At 35.8% G+C, this 20,590-nt stretch carries 15 protein-coding genes and 1 pseudogene; 11 read left to right on the top strand and 5 right to left on the bottom strand.

The window, feature by feature from the left end; genetic code table 11:
• Positions 1–11: 11 nt before the first annotated feature.
• Positions 12–1,451 carry an NADP-dependent glyceraldehyde-3-phosphate dehydrogenase gene (locus tag AZF08_RS06630; RefSeq protein ID WP_033674675.1) on the bottom strand — a complete coding sequence of 480 codons (1,440 nt, stop codon included), beginning with the start codon at positions 1,449–1,451 and terminating at the stop codon, positions 12–14.
• A 692-nt stretch (positions 1,452–2,143) separates the two neighbouring features.
• Here AZF08_RS06630 and AZF08_RS06625 point away from each other — a divergent pair.
• The 5 genes from AZF08_RS06625 to AZF08_RS06605 all read left to right on the top strand — a co-directional run bounded on the left by AZF08_RS06625 (position 2,144) and on the right by AZF08_RS06605 (position 8,661).
• The gene (locus AZF08_RS06625; RefSeq protein ID WP_033674677.1) at positions 2,144–3,898 is read left to right on the top strand and encodes an ABC transporter ATP-binding protein; all 1,755 of its coding nucleotides are present in this window, start codon (positions 2,144–2,146) and stop codon (positions 3,896–3,898) included.
• Positions 3,895–5,895 carry an ABC transporter ATP-binding protein gene (locus AZF08_RS06620; protein WP_033674679.1) on the top strand — a complete coding sequence of 667 codons (2,001 nt, stop codon included), beginning with the start codon at positions 3,895–3,897 and terminating at the stop codon, positions 5,893–5,895. Before AZF08_RS06625 ends, AZF08_RS06620 begins: the two co-directional genes overlap by 4 nt.
• A 517-nt stretch (positions 5,896–6,412) precedes the next feature.
• Positions 6,413–7,210, top strand: a complete 798-nt coding sequence (locus tag AZF08_RS06615; protein WP_033674680.1) for an amino acid ABC transporter substrate-binding protein — start codon at positions 6,413–6,415, stop codon at positions 7,208–7,210.
• Positions 7,197–7,895 carry an amino acid ABC transporter permease gene (locus AZF08_RS06610; protein ID WP_033674681.1) on the top strand — a complete coding sequence of 233 codons (699 nt, stop codon included), beginning with the start codon at positions 7,197–7,199 and terminating at the stop codon, positions 7,893–7,895. The genes AZF08_RS06615 and AZF08_RS06610 overlap by 14 nt, the downstream gene beginning before the upstream one ends.
• A 31-nt stretch (positions 7,896–7,926) precedes the next feature.
• On the top strand, positions 7,927–8,661 hold the full coding sequence (locus AZF08_RS06605) for an amino acid ABC transporter ATP-binding protein (RefSeq protein ID WP_033674682.1): 735 nt from the start codon (positions 7,927–7,929) through the stop codon (positions 8,659–8,661).
• 48 nt (positions 8,662–8,709) lie between these two features.
• Here AZF08_RS06605 and sasP read toward each other — a convergent pair whose 3' ends face one another.
• The gene (gene sasP / locus AZF08_RS06600; protein WP_033674683.1) at positions 8,710–8,913 is read right to left on the bottom strand and encodes a small acid-soluble spore protein, SasP family; all 204 of its coding nucleotides are present in this window, start codon (positions 8,911–8,913) and stop codon (positions 8,710–8,712) included.
• 385 nt (positions 8,914–9,298) lie between these two features.
• Between sasP and AZF08_RS06590 the strand changes: the two genes are divergently transcribed.
• On the top strand, positions 9,299–9,544 hold the full coding sequence (locus AZF08_RS06590; RefSeq protein ID WP_033674685.1) for a hypothetical protein: 246 nt from the start codon (positions 9,299–9,301) through the stop codon (positions 9,542–9,544).
• Positions 9,545–9,560: 16 nt separating this feature from the next.
• Here the strand turns inward: AZF08_RS06590 and AZF08_RS06585 are convergent, their stop codons facing one another.
• Together AZF08_RS06585 and AZF08_RS06580 are read right to left on the bottom strand one after the other, a co-directional pair.
• Positions 9,561–10,952: a YheC/YheD family endospore coat-associated protein gene (locus AZF08_RS06585; RefSeq protein ID WP_033674686.1), complete on the bottom strand. Its 1,392-nt coding sequence runs from the start codon at positions 10,950–10,952 to the stop codon at positions 9,561–9,563.
• Between the two features lie 20 nt (positions 10,953–10,972).
• Complete coding sequence (locus AZF08_RS06580; RefSeq protein ID WP_033674687.1) at positions 10,973–12,025, bottom strand: YheC/YheD family protein; 1,053 nt, start codon at positions 12,023–12,025, stop codon at positions 10,973–10,975.
• A 275-nt stretch (positions 12,026–12,300) separates the two neighbouring features.
• On the opposite strand from AZF08_RS06580, the gene AZF08_RS06575 reads away from it, so the two are divergent.
• The 4 genes from AZF08_RS06575 to budA all read left to right on the top strand — a co-directional run bounded on the left by AZF08_RS06575 (position 12,301) and on the right by budA (position 17,434).
• Positions 12,301–13,446, top strand: coding sequence for a DUF445 domain-containing protein (locus AZF08_RS06575; RefSeq protein ID WP_033674688.1), 1,146 nt, complete (start codon positions 12,301–12,303; stop codon positions 13,444–13,446).
• A gap of 198 nt (positions 13,447–13,644) precedes the next feature.
• Positions 13,645–14,001 carry a YlbF/YmcA family competence regulator gene (locus tag AZF08_RS06570; RefSeq protein ID WP_033674690.1) on the top strand — a complete coding sequence of 119 codons (357 nt, stop codon included), beginning with the start codon at positions 13,645–13,647 and terminating at the stop codon, positions 13,999–14,001.
• Positions 14,002–14,965: 964 nt separating this feature from the next.
• The gene (gene alsS / locus AZF08_RS06565; protein ID WP_033674691.1) at positions 14,966–16,654 is read left to right on the top strand and encodes an acetolactate synthase AlsS; all 1,689 of its coding nucleotides are present in this window, start codon (positions 14,966–14,968) and stop codon (positions 16,652–16,654) included.
• A 21-nt stretch (positions 16,655–16,675) separates the two neighbouring features.
• Complete coding sequence (budA, locus tag AZF08_RS06560; protein WP_033674692.1) at positions 16,676–17,434, top strand: acetolactate decarboxylase; 759 nt, start codon at positions 16,676–16,678, stop codon at positions 17,432–17,434.
• A 780-nt stretch (positions 17,435–18,214) separates the two neighbouring features.
• Here budA and AZF08_RS06555 read toward each other — a convergent pair.
• Positions 18,215–19,693, bottom strand: coding sequence for an Lsa family ABC-F type ribosomal protection protein (locus AZF08_RS06555; protein WP_033674693.1), 1,479 nt, complete (start codon positions 19,691–19,693; stop codon positions 18,215–18,217).
• A 510-nt stretch (positions 19,694–20,203) separates the two neighbouring features.
• On the opposite strand from AZF08_RS06555, the pseudogene AZF08_RS31725 reads away from it, so the two are divergent.
• Positions 20,204–20,590: pseudogene (locus tag AZF08_RS31725) on the top strand (NTTRR-F1 domain); the annotation flags it as partial.

The following is a 20,590-nucleotide window of genomic DNA, read 5'->3' as shown; positions in this document are numbered from 1 at the left end:
TAAATAAAATATTATATTAAGTTTAATACAGTTACTTTTTCACGTGTCATAGACTCAAGGCTCTTGCGAATACCTTGTGCGCCCATACCAGAACCTTTTACACCGATGAATGGGAAGTGGTCAGGACCACGCTCTGTACGTCCGTTAATTTGTACGGAACCAGTGTCAATTTTGTTAGCAATTGCAAATGCTTTGTTAATGTCTTTTGTGAAGACACTTGCTTGTAAACCGAAATCTGATTTGTTAGCAATTTCAATTGCTTGTTCATCAGAAGAAACACGGATGATTGGAAGGATTGGACCAAACGGCTCTTCCCAAGCCACTTTCATTTCTTCTGTTACCTTGTCGATTAATGTTGGATAAATTAAGTTGCGTTCGCGTTTGTTACCGATTACGATTGTTGCACCTTTTTCTACTGCATCGTCAACTAATCCTTGAACGAAATCAGCAGATTTATCGTCGATTAATGGGACAATTGTGCTGTCTTGTTCCGGAGAGCCAACAGATAATTCGGCAACTTGATCTTTTAGTAAGCTCACAAGCTCGTCTGCTACATTTTCATGTACAAGCACGCGCTTAATTGCAGTACAACGTTGACCAGAGTATGAGAATGCACCGCTAACGATATGTTTTGCAGCTTCTTGTAAGTCAGCATCTTCACATACGATACCAGGGTCTTTACCGCCAAGTTCTAATACAAGTGGAATCATAGCAGCTTTTTTCGCTAAGTGAGTACCTGTATTTGTACCACCTGTGAACGATACCATGTTTACGCCAGAATGTTCTACTAAGTAGTCACCAATAACAGAACCGCGTCCTGTTGCTACGTTTACAAGCCCTTTTGGAAGACCTGCTTTATGGAGTGCTTCTACCATCTTAATTCCGCTAATTGCGCCTTGTGTTGCTGGTTTAAAGATAACAGCGTTACCCATAATAAGAGCTGGTGCAAGTTTTGCAGCAGATAAGTTTACAGGATAGTTAAATGGTGCGATTGCTAAAATTACGCCGCGTGGTGCGCGTTGGATGATTGCAAGTTTAGATTTAGATCCACCTGGGAAGCTATCGCCCATCATGCTTTCACCATGCATATGAAGTGCTTCGTCTACAGTGTAACGAATTAAGTCCGCTGTACGAACAACTTCTTTTTTCGCATCTTTATAGCCTTTACCGACTTCTTTCATTACAATATCAGCAATTTCATCTTGCATATTTACGAGCTCATCAGCCCATTTATATAAATATTTTGCGCGATCTTGAAGAGAAGCTTCAGCCCATTCTTTTTGAGCTTCTTTTGCTGATTCGATTGCTTCATCAACTTCTTCACGAGTAATTGCTTGTACTTTACCAATTATTTCGTGTAAATACGGAGATGGAATATCGATTGTTTGCCCAGAAGAGCTTTCTCTCCATTCACCGTTTAAATAAAATTTGTACGTATTGCTAGTTGTCATGATTAGTCCTCCTAAAATAGCAACTTGTAAGAGTGAGTATATGGTGATTGTAGGGGGTTTGAGAATATTTTTCAAATAAAATGTTTATGAAAACGATTTCTCCTGTAAATTTTATTTTGTATGCCCTTTCTTACAGTGTTTTTTCCTAATTACAAGTGAAATATAGGGTAATCCATATTATATTAAGAAATAAATTTGTGCGTTTTTAAAACTGTATTGAATCTCTTTCATTTTTTGTGATAAAAGTGTGTTTTATGCAATAATGAAAAAAACAATTGACAGAAAAGTTGATAAAGTTGTAAAATTAAAAATGGAAAATAAATGAAGGGGGTGTGCGTAATGATTAGAATCGTAAATGTGATTGGTTTAGCTGTAGTATACGGCGGAAAACATTCATATCATTACGCAACCCGTACGGAAAGATAGGATTTTTTCTGTCTTATCAAAAGCGTACGTTGCGTATATCGTAACGTACGCTTTTTATGCGTTTTTCGCATATCGTCGAGCGGCGGTATGCGTTTTTTTGTCTTTATTTTGATTGTTTCCATGCTCTGTATGGTTTCGATAAAGAAAAATATGAAAGGTGAGAAGAAATGGTGAATTTGTACAATTTTCAAAATGAAAAAGAGGGGGATTTTGATAGTGGGTAACGGAACCTGGGATGAAACAAGAACGAGAAGGGAGCGGTTATATTGTTTTCAGTATTACAAAAGTTAACATGGTTTTTTAAAGAACAATGGAAGAGGTATAGTATAGCGATTGGTGTGCTCTTAATTGTAAATGTAATTGAAATAGTTCCTCCTAAAATATTGGGGTTAACAATTGATCATATTAAAATAGGATCTTTAACAGGAGAAGTAATTATACAATATATTTGGATTTTAGTTGGAGTAACAATAGGTGGTTATGTGCTTACCTATGTATGGCAGCATCAATTGTTTGGCGGATCATTTGTACTTGAAAAAAAGATGCGTTCGAAGTTTATGGACCACTTACTTAAGATGACACCGACCTTTTATCACAAAAACCGCACGGGTGATTTAATGGCAAGGGCGACAAATGATTTAAAAGCGATTTCTATGACCGCTGGGTTTGGTATATTAACATTGGTTGATTCGAGTTTATATATGCTAACAATTGTTTGCATGATGGGGTTTTCAATTAGTTGGCAACTTACATTTGCTGCACTTCTACCTTTGCCGGTTATGGCATATGCCATGAATAGGTATGGGAAGAAACTACATGAAAGGTTTACAATCGCCCAAGATGCTTTTGGAGATATGAATGATAAAGTACTTGAGTCGATTGCGGGTGTTCGTGTTATCCGTGCATATGTGCAGGAGAAGGCGGATGAACAAAGATTTCATCATCTGGGAACAGATGTATATGAGAAAAATATGAAAGTAGCAAGAATCGATGCACTTTTTCAACCGACAGTTAAAATGCTTGTTGGTTTGAGTTATTTAATTGGGCTAGTGTATGGGGCTTTTTTAGTATTCCAATCAAAAGTTACACTTGGAGAGCTCGTTTCCTTTAACGTGTATCTGGGGATGATGATTTGGCCGATGTTTGCTATAGGTGAACTCATAAATGTAATGCAGCGCGGGAATGCCTCACTCGATCGTGTAAATGAAACTTTAGCCTATGAGCCTGATGTGAAAGATGTGAAAAAACCAAAGTTTGTGCAGGCGCCAGAATATATTGATTTTGACAACGTTTCTTTTTCGTATCCAGCATCAGCAGAGCTGAATTTAAAAGATGTTTCTTTTTCATTAAAGCAAGGAGAAACACTTGGCATTGTTGGGAAAACAGGAAGTGGTAAAACAACACTGGTTCGCCAACTTCTTCGTCAATATCCACTTGGAGAAGGGAATATTACAGTTTCTGATGTTACGCTTGATAAGATTCCAACTGAAAACGTACTAAGCTGGATTGGATATGTACCGCAAGAGCATATTCTATTTTCAAAAACGGCAAGAGAAAATATTTTATTTGGAAACAGAGAAGCAAGTGAAGAAGAACTTCAAAAAGCAATTGAAATTGCTGCGTTCAAAAAGGATTTAGAATTTCTTCCGGAAGGCTTAGAAACGCTTGTTGGTGAAAAGGGTGTTTCCCTATCCGGTGGACAAAAACAACGGATTTCAATTGCGCGAGCTGTCATTCAAAATCCAGAAATTTTAATTTTAGATGATTCTTTATCGGCTGTTGATGCTCGAACAGAAGCGGCAATTATTGAGAATATACGGACGGAAAGAAGCGGGAAAACAACAATTATAACAACGCATCGCTTATCAGCAGTGCAGCATGCAGATTGGATTCTTGTTATGGATAACGGTGAAGTTGTTGAAGAAGGGACACACGAAAGGCTTGTTCAAAATGAAGGATGGTATAGAGAGCAGTTCGAAAGGCAACAAGGAGAAAATGTGGAAGGGGAGGTGAAAATATGAGCACCCCAAAAAGATTATTTCAATATGCGATGAAAGTTAAGGGAACTATCCTTGCGGCACTTGCTATGTTATTTATTTTCGTGATTGCAGAGCTTGCAGGGCCATTCGTGGCAAAAATAATGATTGATGATCATATAGTTGGGATAGAGAAACCTTGGTATGAAACGGTGCAAGGTGACGATGCTGTATTGTATAACGACTTATGGTATAAGCGAAGCGATCGTTTTGAAAAGGGAGAGAAGAAAGGAAAAGAAGTTCGAATTATTCAAGTTGGTTTCAAGTATTATTTTGTGCCAAATAAATTATCATTTGAGGGAATACGTTCTGTAAAAGGGGATATGGTTACCATTCAAAGTGGGAAAGCTACGCAAGTGTATAAAGCGAAGCTGTTAACGACGCAAGAAATATATGCGTTTTATGAACCAGAGATAAAACGATTACTTTTACTTGGCGGAGGATATTTTGCTTTATTAGTAGTTGTGTCTTTGTTTGCGTATGGGAAGCAGTTTTTCTTACAGAAAGCGTCTAATAAAATTATTCAAATTATGCGTGAAGATGTCTTTTCTCATATTCAAACATTACCCATTCGATATTTCGATCATTTGCCGGCAGGGAAAATTGTGTCAAGAGTTACGAATGATACGGAGGCGATCCGGGAGTTATATGTAACAGTTTTAGCGACATTTGTTTCTAGTATTATTTATATTATCGGAATATTTATTGCCCTATTTTTACTTGATGTAAAGCTAGCATTATTATGCTTACTTATTGTACCGATTTTGATTGTTTGGGCTATTTTATATAGAAAATATGCTTCTGTATACAATCATAAAATGCGTTCTAGATTATCGGATATTAATGGTACCGTAAATGAATCGATTCAGGGGATGCCAATTATTCAGGCGTTCCGTCAAGAGCGGGAAACAAAGCAAGAATTTGAAGAGTTAAATGGAGACTACTTTAAATATCAAAATAAGATTTTACATTTAAATGCTGCAACATCGCATAATTTAGTAGGAGTTTTGCGGAATATTGCTTTTACAGGAGTAATTTGGTATTTTGGCGGCGCCTCATTAAGTGCGGCAGGACTCCTTTCTTTAGGGGTACTGTATGCATTTGTCGATTATTTAACAAGACTCTTTTCACCGATTACAAATATGGTCAATCAACTTGCGAATCTCGAACAAGCGCGAGTTGCAGCAGAGCGTGTATTTGAACTGTTAGATGAAAAGGGAGAAGTATTACAGGAAGAACGTATACCACGTCTTAGTGGGAATGTTCGATTTGATAATGTTTCCTTGTCTTATAACGGGAAAGATGAAGTGTTAAAAAATATTTCTTTTGAAGCGAAAAAAGGAGAGACGATTGCCCTTGTTGGTCATACTGGATCTGGGAAAAGTTCAATTATGAATGTGCTTTTCCAGTTCTATGAGTTTCAAAAAGGAAAGATCACTATTGATGGGCATGATGTAAAACAGATACCAAAACAAGCGCTTCGTGAACATATGGGAATTGTGCTTCAGGATCCATTTTTATTTAGTGGGACAGTTGCATCGAATGTAAGTTTAGAAAAACCTGAGATTTCAAAAGATCGGATTGTAAAAGCGTTACATGATGTAGGAGCTGACCGATTTGCTAATAATATAGAAGAAGAAATTACGGAAAAAGGGGGTACGCTCTCGACAGGGGAGCGCCAACTTATCTCATTTGCGCGCGCATTAGCATTTGATCCGGCAATTTTAATTTTAGATGAAGCAACTTCAAGTATTGATACGGAGACTGAAGCGATGATTCAAGGGGCATTAGAAGTTGTTAAAAAAGGAAGAACAACATTTATCATTGCGCATCGCCTTTCAACAATTAAGAGCGCAGATCAAATTATTGTACTCGACCGGGGCACGATTCTTGAAAAGGGATCTCATGATGAATTGATGCAGAAAAAAGGTCGTTATTATGAAATGTATAAAACACAAATAGAAGGAAGTCAAAGTGCTTAAATTTCATTAAATGTTCAGAAAAATTTAAAGTAATGTTTACAAATAGCCCCCTTTCTTTATCTATATGATATGTTGGAGGAAAGGGGGAATAGTGATGGAAGAATTATCGGTGACATTTAACATTGCGTTCTTTTTATTATTGTGTACGATGGTCGGGTATTGTGTATTAGATTCGTGAAAGAGCTTGCGTAAGTAGCAAGCTCTTTTTTGTTTTCACTCGGCATGGGGCTAAAAAGTGTCTGACTGCATCTACGCATGATCGGAAGTTCTCTTCCACCTAAAAAAGAAAGGTTTTATCAATTTGCATTTATATAGATAAAAGAAGTATTGTTTTACCTTTTCTTCTATAAATGCTATATTTAAAAATGTTACTTATTTTTTGTATGTTGCCACTTTGTTTGATTATGAAAAAAAAGGATACACTAATGGCGAACATTTTCATTGAAAAATTGTTCAAGATTGCATACAATCAATATAGTTCTTAAATTCCTATCAGAATACTTGGAGGATTAACATCATGAAAAAATTATTTTCAGTGCTTGCAGTAACTACACTAGCAGTTGGTATTGTAGCGGGCTGTGGCAACGGAGAGAAAAAAGATACAGCTAGTCAAGACGCATTGCAAAAAATAAAGCAAAGCGGTGAAATCGTTGTTGGTACAGAAGGTACATACCCACCGTTTACATTCCATGATGGAAGTGGAAAATTAACTGGATTTGATGTTGAGTTAACAGAAGAAGTTGCAAAACGATTAGGTGTAAAACCAGTATTTAAAGAAACACAATGGGACAGCTTGCTTGCAGGGCTTGACGCAAAACGATTTGATATGGTTGCAAATGAAGTCGGAATTCGTGAAGATCGTCAAAAGAAATATGATTTCTCTAAACCATATATTTCTTCTTCAGCAGCACTTGTCGTTGCAAAGGATAAAGATAAGCCAGCTTCATTTACGGATGTAAAAGGATTAAAAGCGGCGCAATCTTTAACAAGTAACTATGCTGATCTTGCGAAGAAAAACGGAGCAGAAATTATCGGTGTAGAAGGATTTAGCCAAGCAGTAGAGCTACTGAATACAGGACGTGTTGATTTTACAATCAATGACAAATTATCAGTGTTAAACTATTTAGAAACGAAAAAAGATGCAAACATTAAAATTGCAGCAACAGAAAAAGAAGCATCACAAAGTGGGTTCTTATTCCGTAAAGGTAGCGATAAGCTTGTACAAGAAGTAGATAAAGCGTTAGAAGATATGAAAAAAGATGGTACGTATGACAAAATAACGAAAAAATGGTTCGGTGAAAATGTATCTAAGTAGTGCACTCGTTGCAGACCGATTGTCTACATGGATAGATATTATGCAAGCATCTTTCATGCCTATGCTGGAGGGTGCTCTGTTCACAACGATTCCATTAACGCTTATCACATTTGTAATTGGTCTTATATTAGCGACACTTACAGCGCTTGCTCGTATTTCAAATAGTCGCCTTCTGCAATGGATCGCTCGTATCTATGTATCTATTATTCGCGGAACACCACTTCTTGTACAATTGTTTATTATTTTCTACGGGCTTCCAACTCTTAAAATTGAGATTGACCCATATACAGCAGCTATTATTGGGTTTTCATTAAATGTTGGGGCATATGCATCTGAAATTATTCGCGCATCCATTTTATCGATTCCGAAAGGACAATGGGAAGCAGCGTATACAATTGGAATGACATATCCACAAGCACTAAAACGTATTATTTTACCGCAAGCAACACGTGTATCAATTCCACCGCTTTCGAATACATTTATTAGTTTAGTGAAGGATACTTCATTAGCATCGTTAATTTTAGTAACAGAGATGTTCCGAAAAGCACAGGAAATTGCAGCAATGAACTATGAGTTTTTAATTGTTTATTTTGAAGCAGGTCTTATTTATTGGGTGATTTGTTTCTTACTATCTATCGTGCAACAAATATTAGAAAAACGTTCAGAACGTTATACTCTAAAATAATAATCCTTTCATAAAAGGAGTTTTTGTTTTTATGATTTCAATTCAACATTTACAAAAAAGTTTCGGAGATAATGCCGTACTAAAACATATAGATGCATCAGTCGAAAAAGGTGAGGTCGTTGTAATTATCGGACCATCTGGATCTGGTAAAACGACATTGTTACGTTGCCTAAATGTATTAGAAATGCCGAATGCAGGTATTGTCCGCATTGGGGATAAAGAGCTGGATTTCTCTAAAAAAATAACGAAGAGTGATATTGTAAAGCTTCGTACACAAACAGGTATGGTGTTCCAACATCATAATTTATTCCCGCATTTAACAGCCATTCAAAATGTAATGGAAGGGCTTGTTACAGTGAAAAAGATGGGGAAAGAAGATGCGAAGAAAAAAGCAACGTATTTCCTTGAAAAAGTTGGACTTGGTGACAAGATGAATTTATATCCATTTCAGCTGTCGGGTGGTCAACAGCAACGCGTAGGGATTGCTCGTGCGCTTGCGATGGAACCACAAGTTCTATTATTTGATGAACCAACATCAGCGTTAGATCCAGAACTTGTGCAAGAGGTCCTAAAAGTAATGAAGGAACTTGCAAAAGAGGGAATGACGATGGTAATTGTAACGCATGAAATGCGTTTTGCTCATCAAATTGCGAACCGTGTTATCTTTATGGATGGCGGTGTCGTTGTGGAACAAGGAACACCGGAAGATGTATTTACAAATCCGCAAGAAGAACGAACGAAGCGATTTCTGCAAATGCTAAGGTAGAAAGAAAGGTCTCAAGCGAATGCTTGAGACCTTTTTTGCCATATATATTTATTTTTGGAATCCGCCAAGGCTTTGTTCAGCCATTGCTACTAAACGTTTTGTAATTTCTCCACCAACAGAACCGTTTGCACGAGCTGTAGAATCTGCTCCTAATTGTACACCAAATTCTTGTGCGATTTCGAATTTCATTTGATCAAGTGCAGCTGTTGCACCAGGTACTACTAATTGATTTGAAGAATTTTGGTTTGCCATAGGAATATATCCTCCTTAGAGTATAGAAAATTTTTTTGGTTGGACTAGCTGGATTTGAACCAGATTATCGCCCCGTTTGGCGCTAATCCATCGTTTGTGGTGAGTGTATTCATAGTATGGATGTTACCTAGAAAGATATGCAGGTTAATGATTTGTAAAATTTGTAAAAAATTAAAGGTATGAGAAGTGAAAATGAGCAAGCGTTGTATTTTTGAAAAAGAAGGTCACACTAATGGTAAATATAAAGTGATGCTTCCATCATTGGGAGTTTATATCCACCTTACCTTTTTCGTTTTGAGCTGGGAGTCTTACAGCCTGTTAATACGGAGGAAAGTGAAACTTTTATCAGTCGAAAAAGAAGTGAATGATGTTTGGAGGAATGTAGATGGAGATATGTCCACTTTGTAATGGATTGGAAGCTCAAACATATTCTTGTCAAACTTGTATGAGTGTACTCCAAGATTATGGAAAAGTTGTGGATTACATAGATGATTATAGTGCGTACATGGATCAAGACTTATTAATACAGGTAGATGGTTTGACATTTGATAATTCTCGGCAGTATTGTGCTCACTTTTTCTATTGTGGTAGATGCGATACACAAACTGAAATGATTGTGAAACTTGTATAACGAAAAAACTTCCACCTTATGACGTGGTGGAAGTTTTTTCATTGGACAATTCTTTTTTTGGATGATGGAAAGAGTGTTCAGTTAAATAAATGGCATATTCATAAAATAACTGTCTTGTTAATTCGCTATGTTCTTTTAATTTTTTATATTGAAATACACTTCTTCCTGGTTTAGAATTCGCTTCAAATAACCATATGTTTTCTGTTTTATCTAAACCGATATCAAAGCCAATTTCTCCAATGTTTCCGTTTATACGTTGATCTAGAATAGGGCTTAGTTGTAAGGCAGCATTTTTTAATTTATTTGTAATTCGAATCCGTTCAGTTGCGTCAGAGAAAATTTCTTGAAGGAGCTTTACGTCCCCACCGCTATTCATGTGAGTGGTCATACTGCCCGTTCCAGCAATTTTTGCAACAATAGCACTCACTTTCCAAGCTCCAAAGCGATCTTTATTGGTATGAACTCGGAAATCTACTGGTTGCCCATCTAACCGGAATGAGGAGATGCCTTGCTGGACAATAAATTGTTTTAAATCATGCCCTTGTAGAACATGGTTGAGTAGCGTTTCTAAAGAATGATACTTTCGTAATTTGTTTTTTTCTTTTTCACGATAACGACAATAATAACGGTTTTCTGTTGTAGAATAAAAAATTTGACAAATGTTTCGTCCGAAACTACCGTGTATAGGTTTTATGTATACGTGTTTGTATGATGATAAGAACCTCTCAACTTGTTCAAAGTGCTGGAATGCTTCTGTTTTAGGTAGTAGGGAAGATACGGTTTCTTCATTAATAAGGTGCTGATGTATTTCCCATTTGTTAAAAAATCCTGGATTAAACCATGGAATCGCATACTTTGTTTGTAACCTTTTTTTTACTCTAGCAATAGGTTTGTGCAGTTCGGATTTTCGACTTGGTAATCGGTCATAAATAACATTTGGAAAAGGAACGTTATATTGTATCCAGTTACCTTCTTTAAAAAAATAACCCTCAATTATTTCTTTATCCCAATTTATATGTTGTGCACCAAATAAAAATATAAATGGACGTAAATCGTATGGAGGGGTGAGTAAATCGCTGAAACTAATTGATCGATTCCCAATTGGTGCAGATGCAGATTTAATGAATCCGGTTGTGAAAATGCCAATCAATGGCCCGAATATAAGAGTTCGATTTTGAATGAACGCGTGTATGTTAGTTGAAGGAAGAAGTAAAAGTTTTTTTGCGATGTGCTCACCGATAATAATTTCATGATTATACGTATAATGTATTTGAATATCTTTACATGTAATAGACCTTGTGCCAAAAGATACGAATTCTAGAGGAGGATTGCTAGAAAATATATAGGGTAGTGTTAATGATTTTGGATAATCAATTGAAATTTGTAATGTGTACATATGATCTTTCAATTTCATTCCTCCTCCCTTAATTAGGGTATAAATCTGCTAAAACGTAACGGCCCGTGGAAAATCTCTTCGGCTAGCGTTTGGTCATACTGAATAAAAGGCATATAAGATGGTCTCGTATCAGCGTGCATAAGCCAAATTGCTCCTTTTTTGTCCATTATGATAGACAGTTCTAATTCAAAAAGAGCAGGATGCATTTGTTCAATCGTTTTGGGCACCTCTGTTGTGATATCATGTAATGCATCTCGTAATAAGAGAACGCCAATAGGTGATAGGAAATGGTTTATTTTTGAGAATGGGTGAAGTGTAGAGTGTTTTATAACTGGAAGTAAAAATTCAAAAGGGAATGTGCTTGTTTGAATAAATTTTCCGATTACGCGCCAATTTTTTTCTTTGTTTTTTTGCATGAGACAGCGTATATGAATCGGGTATGTTAACTGCTCTGGAGGATATGGCATGGGATGAATGATATAGCGAGATAAGTGAATGAATGTTTTATACCAGGATAAAAATTCTTTTTTGTCCTTATATATGAGCGATGAGCGGTTTTGTGTATAAATGGTTTCTATGTGAAAGGATTTATCTTTGTACATAACTCGATATGTTTTGTTGTCAGCATACATATCGACAGGTTTTAGAATAATATCTTTTTCCTTTTGCAGTAGTTTTAGAATCATTTGTATAGTTCCTTTTTCTATTATAGGTATGTAAGGAGATAATTTTTTATTAGGGAGTAGAATTGTAAGCAGTTCGTCGTAATTGATCATTTCGCTATTTAAAAACACGGATGAAGAGCGTTTGCGTAGTGAATGAATAATGAAATTAGCTTCTTGAAACGCCGTATCCTGTTTGAAGTGACAACGTTCGTATATATATGAAGGAATAGGGAATTTTTGTTCAACCCAGCTTCCTGTATCTGTGTCATAAAGAAGTCCTGTAACGAGATCTGTTTTCGCATCGATACAAAATGGAGTAAATTGGGCAACAACGTTGTAATACAAACGAGCTCGCTTGGCGATTTCGGTGTAATAAGTTCGTTCATGATGAAACTGAGATGTTAAGAGTCCGAGAACCAACGAAATCACTCCTTTTAAGAATATGCGTACAGGTGATGAGGTTTTTGTATCCGTGAATATGAAAAGTAAAAGATAAGTGGACAGAGTATCCTCGTTATATATATTGCAAATATGTTCCTACATCATTATACTGTTGTCCGTATGGTGATATGCTATTTTTTACTAGGTGTGTGAGGGATAGCAGAAATGAGAAGGAAAATAATGAAGAGCAGGGTGGCGTAGTGTACTTGTAATAGATGGTGGTAAGATGTGTGTATACTTGGAGAAACGGAAGGTTGATTGTTATGAATGTATGGCTGAATATGTTAACTACAACGGGGCTGGGGGCACTAATTGGTGGATATACGAACCATTTAGCAATAAAAATGTTGTTTCGTCCTCATCGTCCTGTTTATATTGGAAAGTTTCAATTACCGTTTACACCAGGTTTGATTCCGAAGCGCCGAGATGAACTTGCGGTTCAATTAGGAAAAATGGTTGTTGAACATTTATTAACACCAGAAGGATTAGGAAAGAAACTAACAAACAAAGAGTTTCAGGAAGAATTGATGAATTGGGTACAAGCGGAAGTAGAGCAACTTCTTATGAATGAACAATCATTGCGGGAAGTTTTAGAGAAATGGAACCTGGAGAATGTAGAAGAACAGGCTGTCCAGAAAATTGAAAGCATCATTGCAGAAAAGATTCATGTATTTTTAAAGCAGTATTATGCATATACATGGGAACAAGCTCTACCTCATTCGGTTCATGAAAAAGTGGAGCAGATGATTCCGAACATCGCTTTATTTATTATAAGAAAAGGAATCGCTTTTTTCGAAAGTGAAGAAGGGAAAGAGCGTCTTTCGAAAATGATTGATGATTTCTTTGCTTCTCGTGGTACCTTGTTAAATTTAGTTGGTATGTTTTTAGGAAATGTAAGTCTGGTGGATCGCTTGCAGCCGGAAGTTATTAAGTTTTTACATCAAGATGGAACGAAGCAACTGTTAGAGGATGTTCTCCAAAAAGAGTGGAAGAAATTAAAAGAACGAGGCGTAAAAGAACTGGAGTCGTTTATATCCAAAGAAACGATTGTAACATCGATGTTAACAACAATGAATATGAAAGAAACTGTCGGTAAATTTCTAGATCAATCTGTTCAAACGGTATGTGAGCCACTAAGAGAAGAAGTTGTTCGAAACGTAATTCCAAATTTAGTACAAAAGAGTTTAAATTGGTGCGCAGGGAACGTAGAAAATATGCTGAAACGTCTTCGGTTAGCAGAAATTGTTGAGCAAGAAGTATCGACGTTCTCGACAGAGAGATTAGAAGATCTTGTGTTGTCTATTACAAAGAGTGAACTGAAGATGATTACATATTTAGGTGCGTTATTAGGTGGGACTATCGGGCTTATTCAAGGGATATTATTACTTTTTTTAATGTGAATTGTATGTCTTGTTACGCTTTATAATAGTTGCACCGACAGGGGATTTTGTACGGACTAACGATTCATTTTATAAATAAAGTGAAATATCTTCACATCTCTCGCATAGTTTGATATGGTAAGAAGGTACGTATGAAAAAGGTACTTACAAGGTTCGGCATGGATTATCATGCTAGCCTGTTAAAGGAGGAAAAATAAAATGACAAAAAACATTCATGATGTTGCATATGAATTACAAAAAACAATCGCAGAAAATGCAGATTTTCAAGCGTTAAAAGCAAGCTATGCAGAAGTACAAGGGGATGCAGCTTCAAAACAATTATTTGATCAGTTCCGTACGATGCAATTAGGCTTACAACAAAAAATGATGCAAGGCCAAGAAATTACAGAAGAAGATAATCAAAAAGCACAAGAAGTTGTAGCACTTATTCAGCAAGACTCAAAAATCACAAAGTTAATGGAAGCGGAGCAACGCTTAAATGTTGTAATCGGCGATATTAACAAAATTATTATGAAGCCACTTGAAGAATTATATAGTGCATACGCACAAGCTTAATGAGAAAGACGTTTCCCGAATATGAGGGAAACGTCTTTTTTTTATTATGAATGGAACGAGCTAGTAATCTCTTCTGGTTTTTGTTGCAGAATTTGTAAATCGTGTGTAATAGGGGAATTTTGAGAATTGAATACCCATTATTCATGCTGACGAAAAAATATTGCGCTTAAACGAAAAGAGTGTTCGGTGAAGTAGGTGTAGCTTAGGAGTATAATGGAATTAAAGACATATCAACAACTCGCGAGAACTGAATAGTTAATTTACCGCCTTAAATTAAGTTATTTAGTTAATGTTTCGATACATCTTTATTTTTTATTAGTGACGAATACTGATAGAATTGGTACGGTTTTTTGTAAGATATCTAGGTTTTTTACTATTTTTAATTTTCCCCTTAAACAATTTATAAATAATGAAAAACTAGATATCTTAACTTTTTCTATTTTTATGTATGAAATAATTAGTTTGACTTAAGGAAACAATTTTTTCATAAGTTTAGTAGCAACATCTGTTGTTACTACTGATAAGTATAAACCAAAAAAGATAGAGAGTAATGTTTTCTCTAGTTGAGTTACTCTAATCTATAAAATTTCTATACGTCGGAATTATAGAAATTTCCATTTACCTTTTTCATCTGTTGTTAATTTAGAAGGGAACCTTTCTTATGGAAGGTTCCTTTTTATAATTGTTTCGATTATTATGACAATCTTTATGATTATTACGATAGTTATTGCAATATGTAAGGGTATACATTTAAATGGTATTTCGAAATAGTAAAAATGTAAAGGTTTTCAATGAGTATTGTCGAAATAATGTCAAATTCATATTGTTGGAAAAGTAATACATTTATACTATAATAATCAACAAGATATATTACACCACGTTAATTAACTAAGTGTAATATATAGGTGATTTACATAATAACCAGCTTTATTGTACACAATTTTGACATAAAGGGATGATTAGTTTGAGTACAGAAGTAAAAGCAAACAACGTGAAAACAAAAACAAAAGGAGCCGATCTTGTTGTTGATTGTTTAATTCAGCAAGGAGTTACACATGTTTTCGGGATTCCAGGTGCAAAGATCGACTCTGTCTTTGATGTATTACAAGAAAGAGGACCGGAGTTAATTGTTTGTCGTCACGAACAAAACGCAGCATTTATGGCAGCGGCTGTCGGAAGATTGACAGGAAAACCAGGTGTATGTCTTGTGACTTCAGGACCAGGAACATCAAATTTGGCGACAGGTCTTGTTACTGCTAATGCAGAGAGTGATCCCGTTGTTGCTTTAGCGGGTGCAGTACCACGTACAGATCGATTGAAACGTACACATCAATCTATGGATAATGCTGCACTATTCGAACCAATCACAAAGTATAGCGTAGAAGTAGAACATCCTGATAATGTGCCAGAAGCACTTACAAATGCATTTCGCAGTGCAACTTCTACACATCCAGGAGCAACACTCGTTAGTCTTCCGCAAGACGTTATGACGGCTGAAACAGCAGTTTCATCTATCGGTGCGTTATCTAAGCCACAGCTTGGAATCGCTCCCATATATCAAATTGAGGCTGTTGTAGAAAAGATAAAATCGGCAAAATTACCAGTTATCTTACTTGGTATGAGAGCGAGCACAAATGAAGTGACAAGAGCTGTTCGCGAACTTATTGCTGATACACAGTTGCCAGTTGTAGAAACATATCAAGCTGCTGGAGCAATCTCACGTGAATTAGAAGATCATTTCTTTGGACGCGTTGGATTATTCCGAAATCAACCAGGTGATATTTTATTAGAAGAAGCTGATCTTGTTGTATCTATTGGTTATGATCCAATTGAGTACGATCCGAAGTTTTGGAATAAAGTAGGCGACAGAGAGATTATTCATCTTGACGATCATCAAGCAGATATCGATCATGACTATCAACCAAGCTCTGAATTAATTGGTGATATTGCATTAACTGTAGACAGCATTGCAGAGCAATTACCAAGACTTACCTTGTCAACGAAATCAGAAGCTATCTTAGATCAATTACGTGCGAAATTATCAGAACAAGCAGAGGTACCAGCTCGTGATTCACAAGGGCTTACACATCCACTGCAAGTTATTCGTACCCTTCGTTCATTAATTGATGATGAAACAACTGTTACATGTGACATTGGTTCACATTATATTTGGATGGCAAGATGTTTCCGTTCTTATGAACCACGTCGCTTATTATTTAGTAACGGTATGCAAACGTTAGGTGTTGCACTTCCATGGGCGATTGCAGCGACATTAGTTGAACCCGGGAAAAAGGTCGTGTCTGTTTCTGGAGACGGTGGCTTCTTATTCTCAGCAATGGAATTAGAAACAGCGGTACGCCTGAATTCACCAATTGTTCATCTTGTTTGGAGAGATGGTACATATGATATGGTTGCCTTCCAACAAATGATGAAATATGGTAGAACATCAGCTACCGAATTTGGTGATGTTGATATTGTGAAATTTGCTGAAAGTTTCGGAGCTACGGGTCTTCGTGTGAATGCGCCTGAAGAGTTAGAACGTGTATTACAAGAAGCATTGAAAGCAGAAGGTCCTGTAATTGTGGATGTTCCCATTGATTACCGTGACAATATTAAGCTAAGTGAAAAATTACTACCAAATCAATTAAATTAACAGTAAAGGAGGGGAATAGATATGAGCACCATACAGTTATTAGAAAGAAATATGAAACAAACGAAGATGAATAATGAAGTCTATCAAACATCGACGATGCTAGCTTTACTAGATGGTATATATGATGGGATTATCAATTTTGAGCAATTGAAAAAACATGGTGATTTCGGCATTGGCACGTTTGATCAATTAGATGGTGAAATGATTGCTTTTGACGGAGAGTTCTATCACTTACGTTCCGATGGTTCAGCAGAAATGGTAGAGCCAGAAGAAACGACACCATTTTCAACCGTAACATTTTTTGAAAAAGAAATGAGTTATACAATTGATCATCCAATGAATCGAGAAGAAGTGGAAGCATTATTACATGAATTAATGCCAAGTAAAAATCTATTTTATGGTATCCGAATGGATGGAACATTTCGTGAAGTCAGAACAAGAACTGTTCCGCAGCAAGAAAAACCGTATACACCACTTGTAGAAGTGACGAAATCTCAACCGATTTTCTCTTTCGCTGATACAAAAGGTACGATGGCAGGATTTTGGACACCAGATTATGCACAAGGTATTGGAGTAGCGGGTTTCCATTTGCATTATATTGATGATGAGCGAAGCGGAGGCGGACATGTTTTTGACTTCATCATTGAAAACTGCACCATTCAACTTTGTCAAAAAGCCCATCTACATTTAGCACTTCCAGAAACGGCTGATTTCATGGCAGCTGATTTATCAAGAGAAAATCTTGAAAATGATATCGCAACTGCAGAAGGTGCAGAGTAAAAAAGAAGCCAAATTGTTTAATAGACTATAATTAGAAGAGGATACTATGTTCATTATGAAACATAGTATCCTCTTCTTTTATACATTATGGAATGTATAATCAGATATTGAAAATATAATCTATTATGTATAAAACGAACAAAGAATATACGTTTGTTATAGGGTGAAGGAGCTTAGAGTGGGATTGTCAAAAAGCTTCAATTCTTTCTAGGTAAGGGTGAATGTTGGTTTGTAATAAAGTTTGATCAAAAGCATGCTACAAAAATTGATTTTTCAACAGAAGAAACCCAAACATTTTGAAAAAAGTTTGGTCAAAATGCTTGGGTTGTTTGTTGCTAGTGAATAATTTTTTATAAAAAAGTTTAATGTTGTTTTAGAATAAAGTTTGTTCAAATTAATGCAAATGACCTTGATAAAAGAATAAAAAGAAAGAGCGTGTTTTGAAAAAGATTGATCAAAACATGCTCTTAAAATATTCTAACAAACTCTAGATAAATCAAGTAGTAACTTTATTTTATATTCAAAATTGGTAATATTACACAACTAACCCTGTGTTATTCAAACTTAAACATCTTCTTTATTAGTAGGAAAACCTAATGGTCTTATATCATATTCCCATTTATGAGTGCATTCCGTTAACGTATTTCCTATTTTCCCATTAAAAAGCCTAATTTCTCAATTTATTGTAGAGGAATTAGGCTTTTTTTCACTACTCCATTAAAGCACCTTATAGTTTAATGACTTGATTTACTGATTATCTTTTCAATCATTCACTTTGAACTACATAGATATAGTTTTTGTTGCAACTGTTTGTTGAAATGCCTGATCATGCTCAACAATAACCATTGTGGGATTAAATTGTTGAATAAGCTCTTCAATCTGCATACGCGAATAAATATCAATAAAATTTAATGGTTCATCCCATATATATAAATGAGCTTTTTCACATAAACTTTTAGCGATAAGCAGCTTTTTCTTTTGTCCACCAGAATAATGAGATATATCTTTCTCAAATTGAATTCGGTCAAAATCCATCTTACGTAGGATAGATTTAAATAACGTCTCATCAATCTCATGCTCTTCAATAAAGTCTGATAACGACCCTTTCAAATGAGAAGTATCTTGTTGGACATAGGAAATGATGAGTCCTGAACCTAAATTAACTGAGCCTGTATGCTGTATCGGATGTCCTAGAATTAGTTTTAGGATACTACTTTTCCCACTTCCATTCTTTCCATCAAGTACAATTCGGTTACCTTGTTCAACTATAAAGCTAATTGGCTCATTCACTATTTGGTCATCATACTTAACAGACACATCAGCCAAAACAACCAATTCATTTGACTGGAATTTCAATGATTCTAATTTTAACGAATCAGTTTTCTCTACATTTTTTAGTAATTTTGACTTTTCTTCAATAGCTTTTTGTTTCCTTGATTCAAGATTCTTCGATCTCTTCATCATCTTGGCCGCTTTATGCCCTACAAAACCTTTGTCCAACTTAGAACCAGAATTCCTTGTCCCGTTTTTAGTGGCTTCCACTTGATGAGACCAACCTGCTGAACGCTTTGAAGACTGTTTTAATCTCCCTATGTCTTTTTGTAGACGCTCATTTGTAGCTTCTTCGTGTTCCTGCTGTCTATCAAAATTTAACTTCCAAGAAGAATAGTTACCACTTTGAACTTCAATGTTTGCTCTATTTATAGATAAGATATGGTCAACGCATCCGTCTAAAAAGATTCTGTCATGTGAAATTAAAATAAATCCTTTTTTCTTCCTTAGATAATCAGAGACCATCTTTCGTGCATCAGTATCTAGATGATTTGTTGGCTCATCAATTAATAGAAATTGACCCTCATTCAAAAACAGTGCAGCAAGCAACACCTTTGTTTGTTCTCCATTTGATAATGTTTTAAATGGTCGGTACATGACCTCGGCATCAACATTTAAATAGGATATTTCACGAAGAAATTCCCAATCTTCTGCTTGGGGACAAATTTCTTCAAGGATTTCATGAGTAAACTTGTTCTTATTTGAAACTGGGTAAGGGAAATAATTAAATTCTACCGAAGAAGTGATTTTCCCACTATACTCATAATTCCCTAATAATAAATTAAAGAATGTCGTTTTACCTCGTCCGTTTCTACCGATAAATCCTAGTTTCCAATCCGTATCTATTTGAAAGTTTACACCTTCAAAAATATTATCAAAGCTACCTGGATATGAAAAAGTTAAGTCTTGAACTTTTATCATTGACATAATAATTCCTCCTTTATATATCGACACTTTTCATATAAAGTCGGAATATCCATCAGTTTTTTAATTCCTCCATATAAGTTTGATGGATACTAACGACTTATATAGAGCATTACATGTGTAACAATAGTGTCTGAATTACTCATTTTTCTCTCTCCTTTATTTGTTAGGTTAAAGTTACGGATTAATAAATATCGACTTCTATAAGAGAATAAAAAAATCCTTCCAATTTATAAATTGGAAGGATTAGTCTTTCACTTATACTGAATAAGTCCTTATTAATCATTGGAATCATGATAAATAAAGTATGAACTGATTTATAAAAATGGATAGACCAACCCTATATTTTGTAGTTTGAATTTATTAATTTCAAATTAAAATATAGATTAGTTAATCATTATTCACCCATCAGTCCTCTCATAATTCTATTTTTAAAATAACATTCTTTTTTACGGAATGCAATATCTGAATCATCTTTACCTAATCCTATCCAAACTCATTTAAAATTCTTCAATTGCGAAAGTTGGAGAAGCGGCCAGCCCTCCTATTTCGATTACAATCGCTTATTATGCAGGAGCAGTTATTCCAGCAAATTTTTTAGGATATGGCTTGGCTATTATAATTCCATCAGATCATCTTCCGAATAACAGTGAAGATAATTGGGTGGAAGTGTACCTAACTACTTCTTTAGCACCGCCTACGGCCACCCAAGCCCTTGTGTCTATTTTTAAGTTAGGTCAGATCGGAAGTCCGAATGTGATTGTGGATGATATAGCATTGTTAGTGTCGGGGCAATCTGGTCCTACCGGAGTTACGGGACCAACGGGAGAACCGGGATCTAGCGGAGTTACGGGACCAACGGGAGAACCGGGATCTAGCGGAGTTACGGGACCAACGGGA

Source organism: Bacillus gaemokensis (assembly GCF_001590835.1).
GTDB lineage: Bacteria > Bacillota > Bacilli > Bacillales > Bacillaceae_G > Bacillus_A > Bacillus_A gaemokensis.
Note: the sequence above shows the minus strand (reverse complement) of the source record. Positions and strands in the feature narration are given on the sequence as shown.

Excerpts from the sequence above, each read along its gene's own strand:
- AZF08_RS06630 (WP_033674675.1), bottom strand. The coding sequence starts at position 1,451 with ATGACAACTAGCAATACGTACAAATTTTATTTAAACGGTGAATGGAGA.
- AZF08_RS06620 (WP_033674679.1), top strand. The coding sequence starts at position 3,895 with ATGAGCACCCCAAAAAGATTATTTCAATATGCGATGAAAGTTAAGGGA.
- AZF08_RS06615 (WP_033674680.1), top strand. The coding sequence starts at position 6,413 with ATGAAAAAATTATTTTCAGTGCTTGCAGTAACTACACTAGCAGTTGGT.
- AZF08_RS06610 (WP_033674681.1), top strand. The coding sequence starts at position 7,197 with ATGTATCTAAGTAGTGCACTCGTTGCAGACCGATTGTCTACATGGATA.
- AZF08_RS06605 (WP_033674682.1), top strand. The coding sequence starts at position 7,927 with ATGATTTCAATTCAACATTTACAAAAAAGTTTCGGAGATAATGCCGTA.
- sasP (WP_033674683.1), bottom strand. The coding sequence starts at position 8,913 with ATGGCAAACCAAAATTCTTCAAATCAATTAGTAGTACCTGGTGCAACA.
- AZF08_RS06590 (WP_033674685.1), top strand. The coding sequence starts at position 9,299 with ATGGAGATATGTCCACTTTGTAATGGATTGGAAGCTCAAACATATTCT.
- AZF08_RS06570 (WP_033674690.1), top strand. The coding sequence starts at position 13,645 with ATGACAAAAAACATTCATGATGTTGCATATGAATTACAAAAAACAATC.
- budA (WP_033674692.1), top strand. The coding sequence starts at position 16,676 with ATGAGCACCATACAGTTATTAGAAAGAAATATGAAACAAACGAAGATG.
- AZF08_RS06555 (WP_033674693.1), bottom strand. The coding sequence starts at position 19,693 with ATGTCAATGATAAAAGTTCAAGACTTAACTTTTTCATATCCAGGTAGC.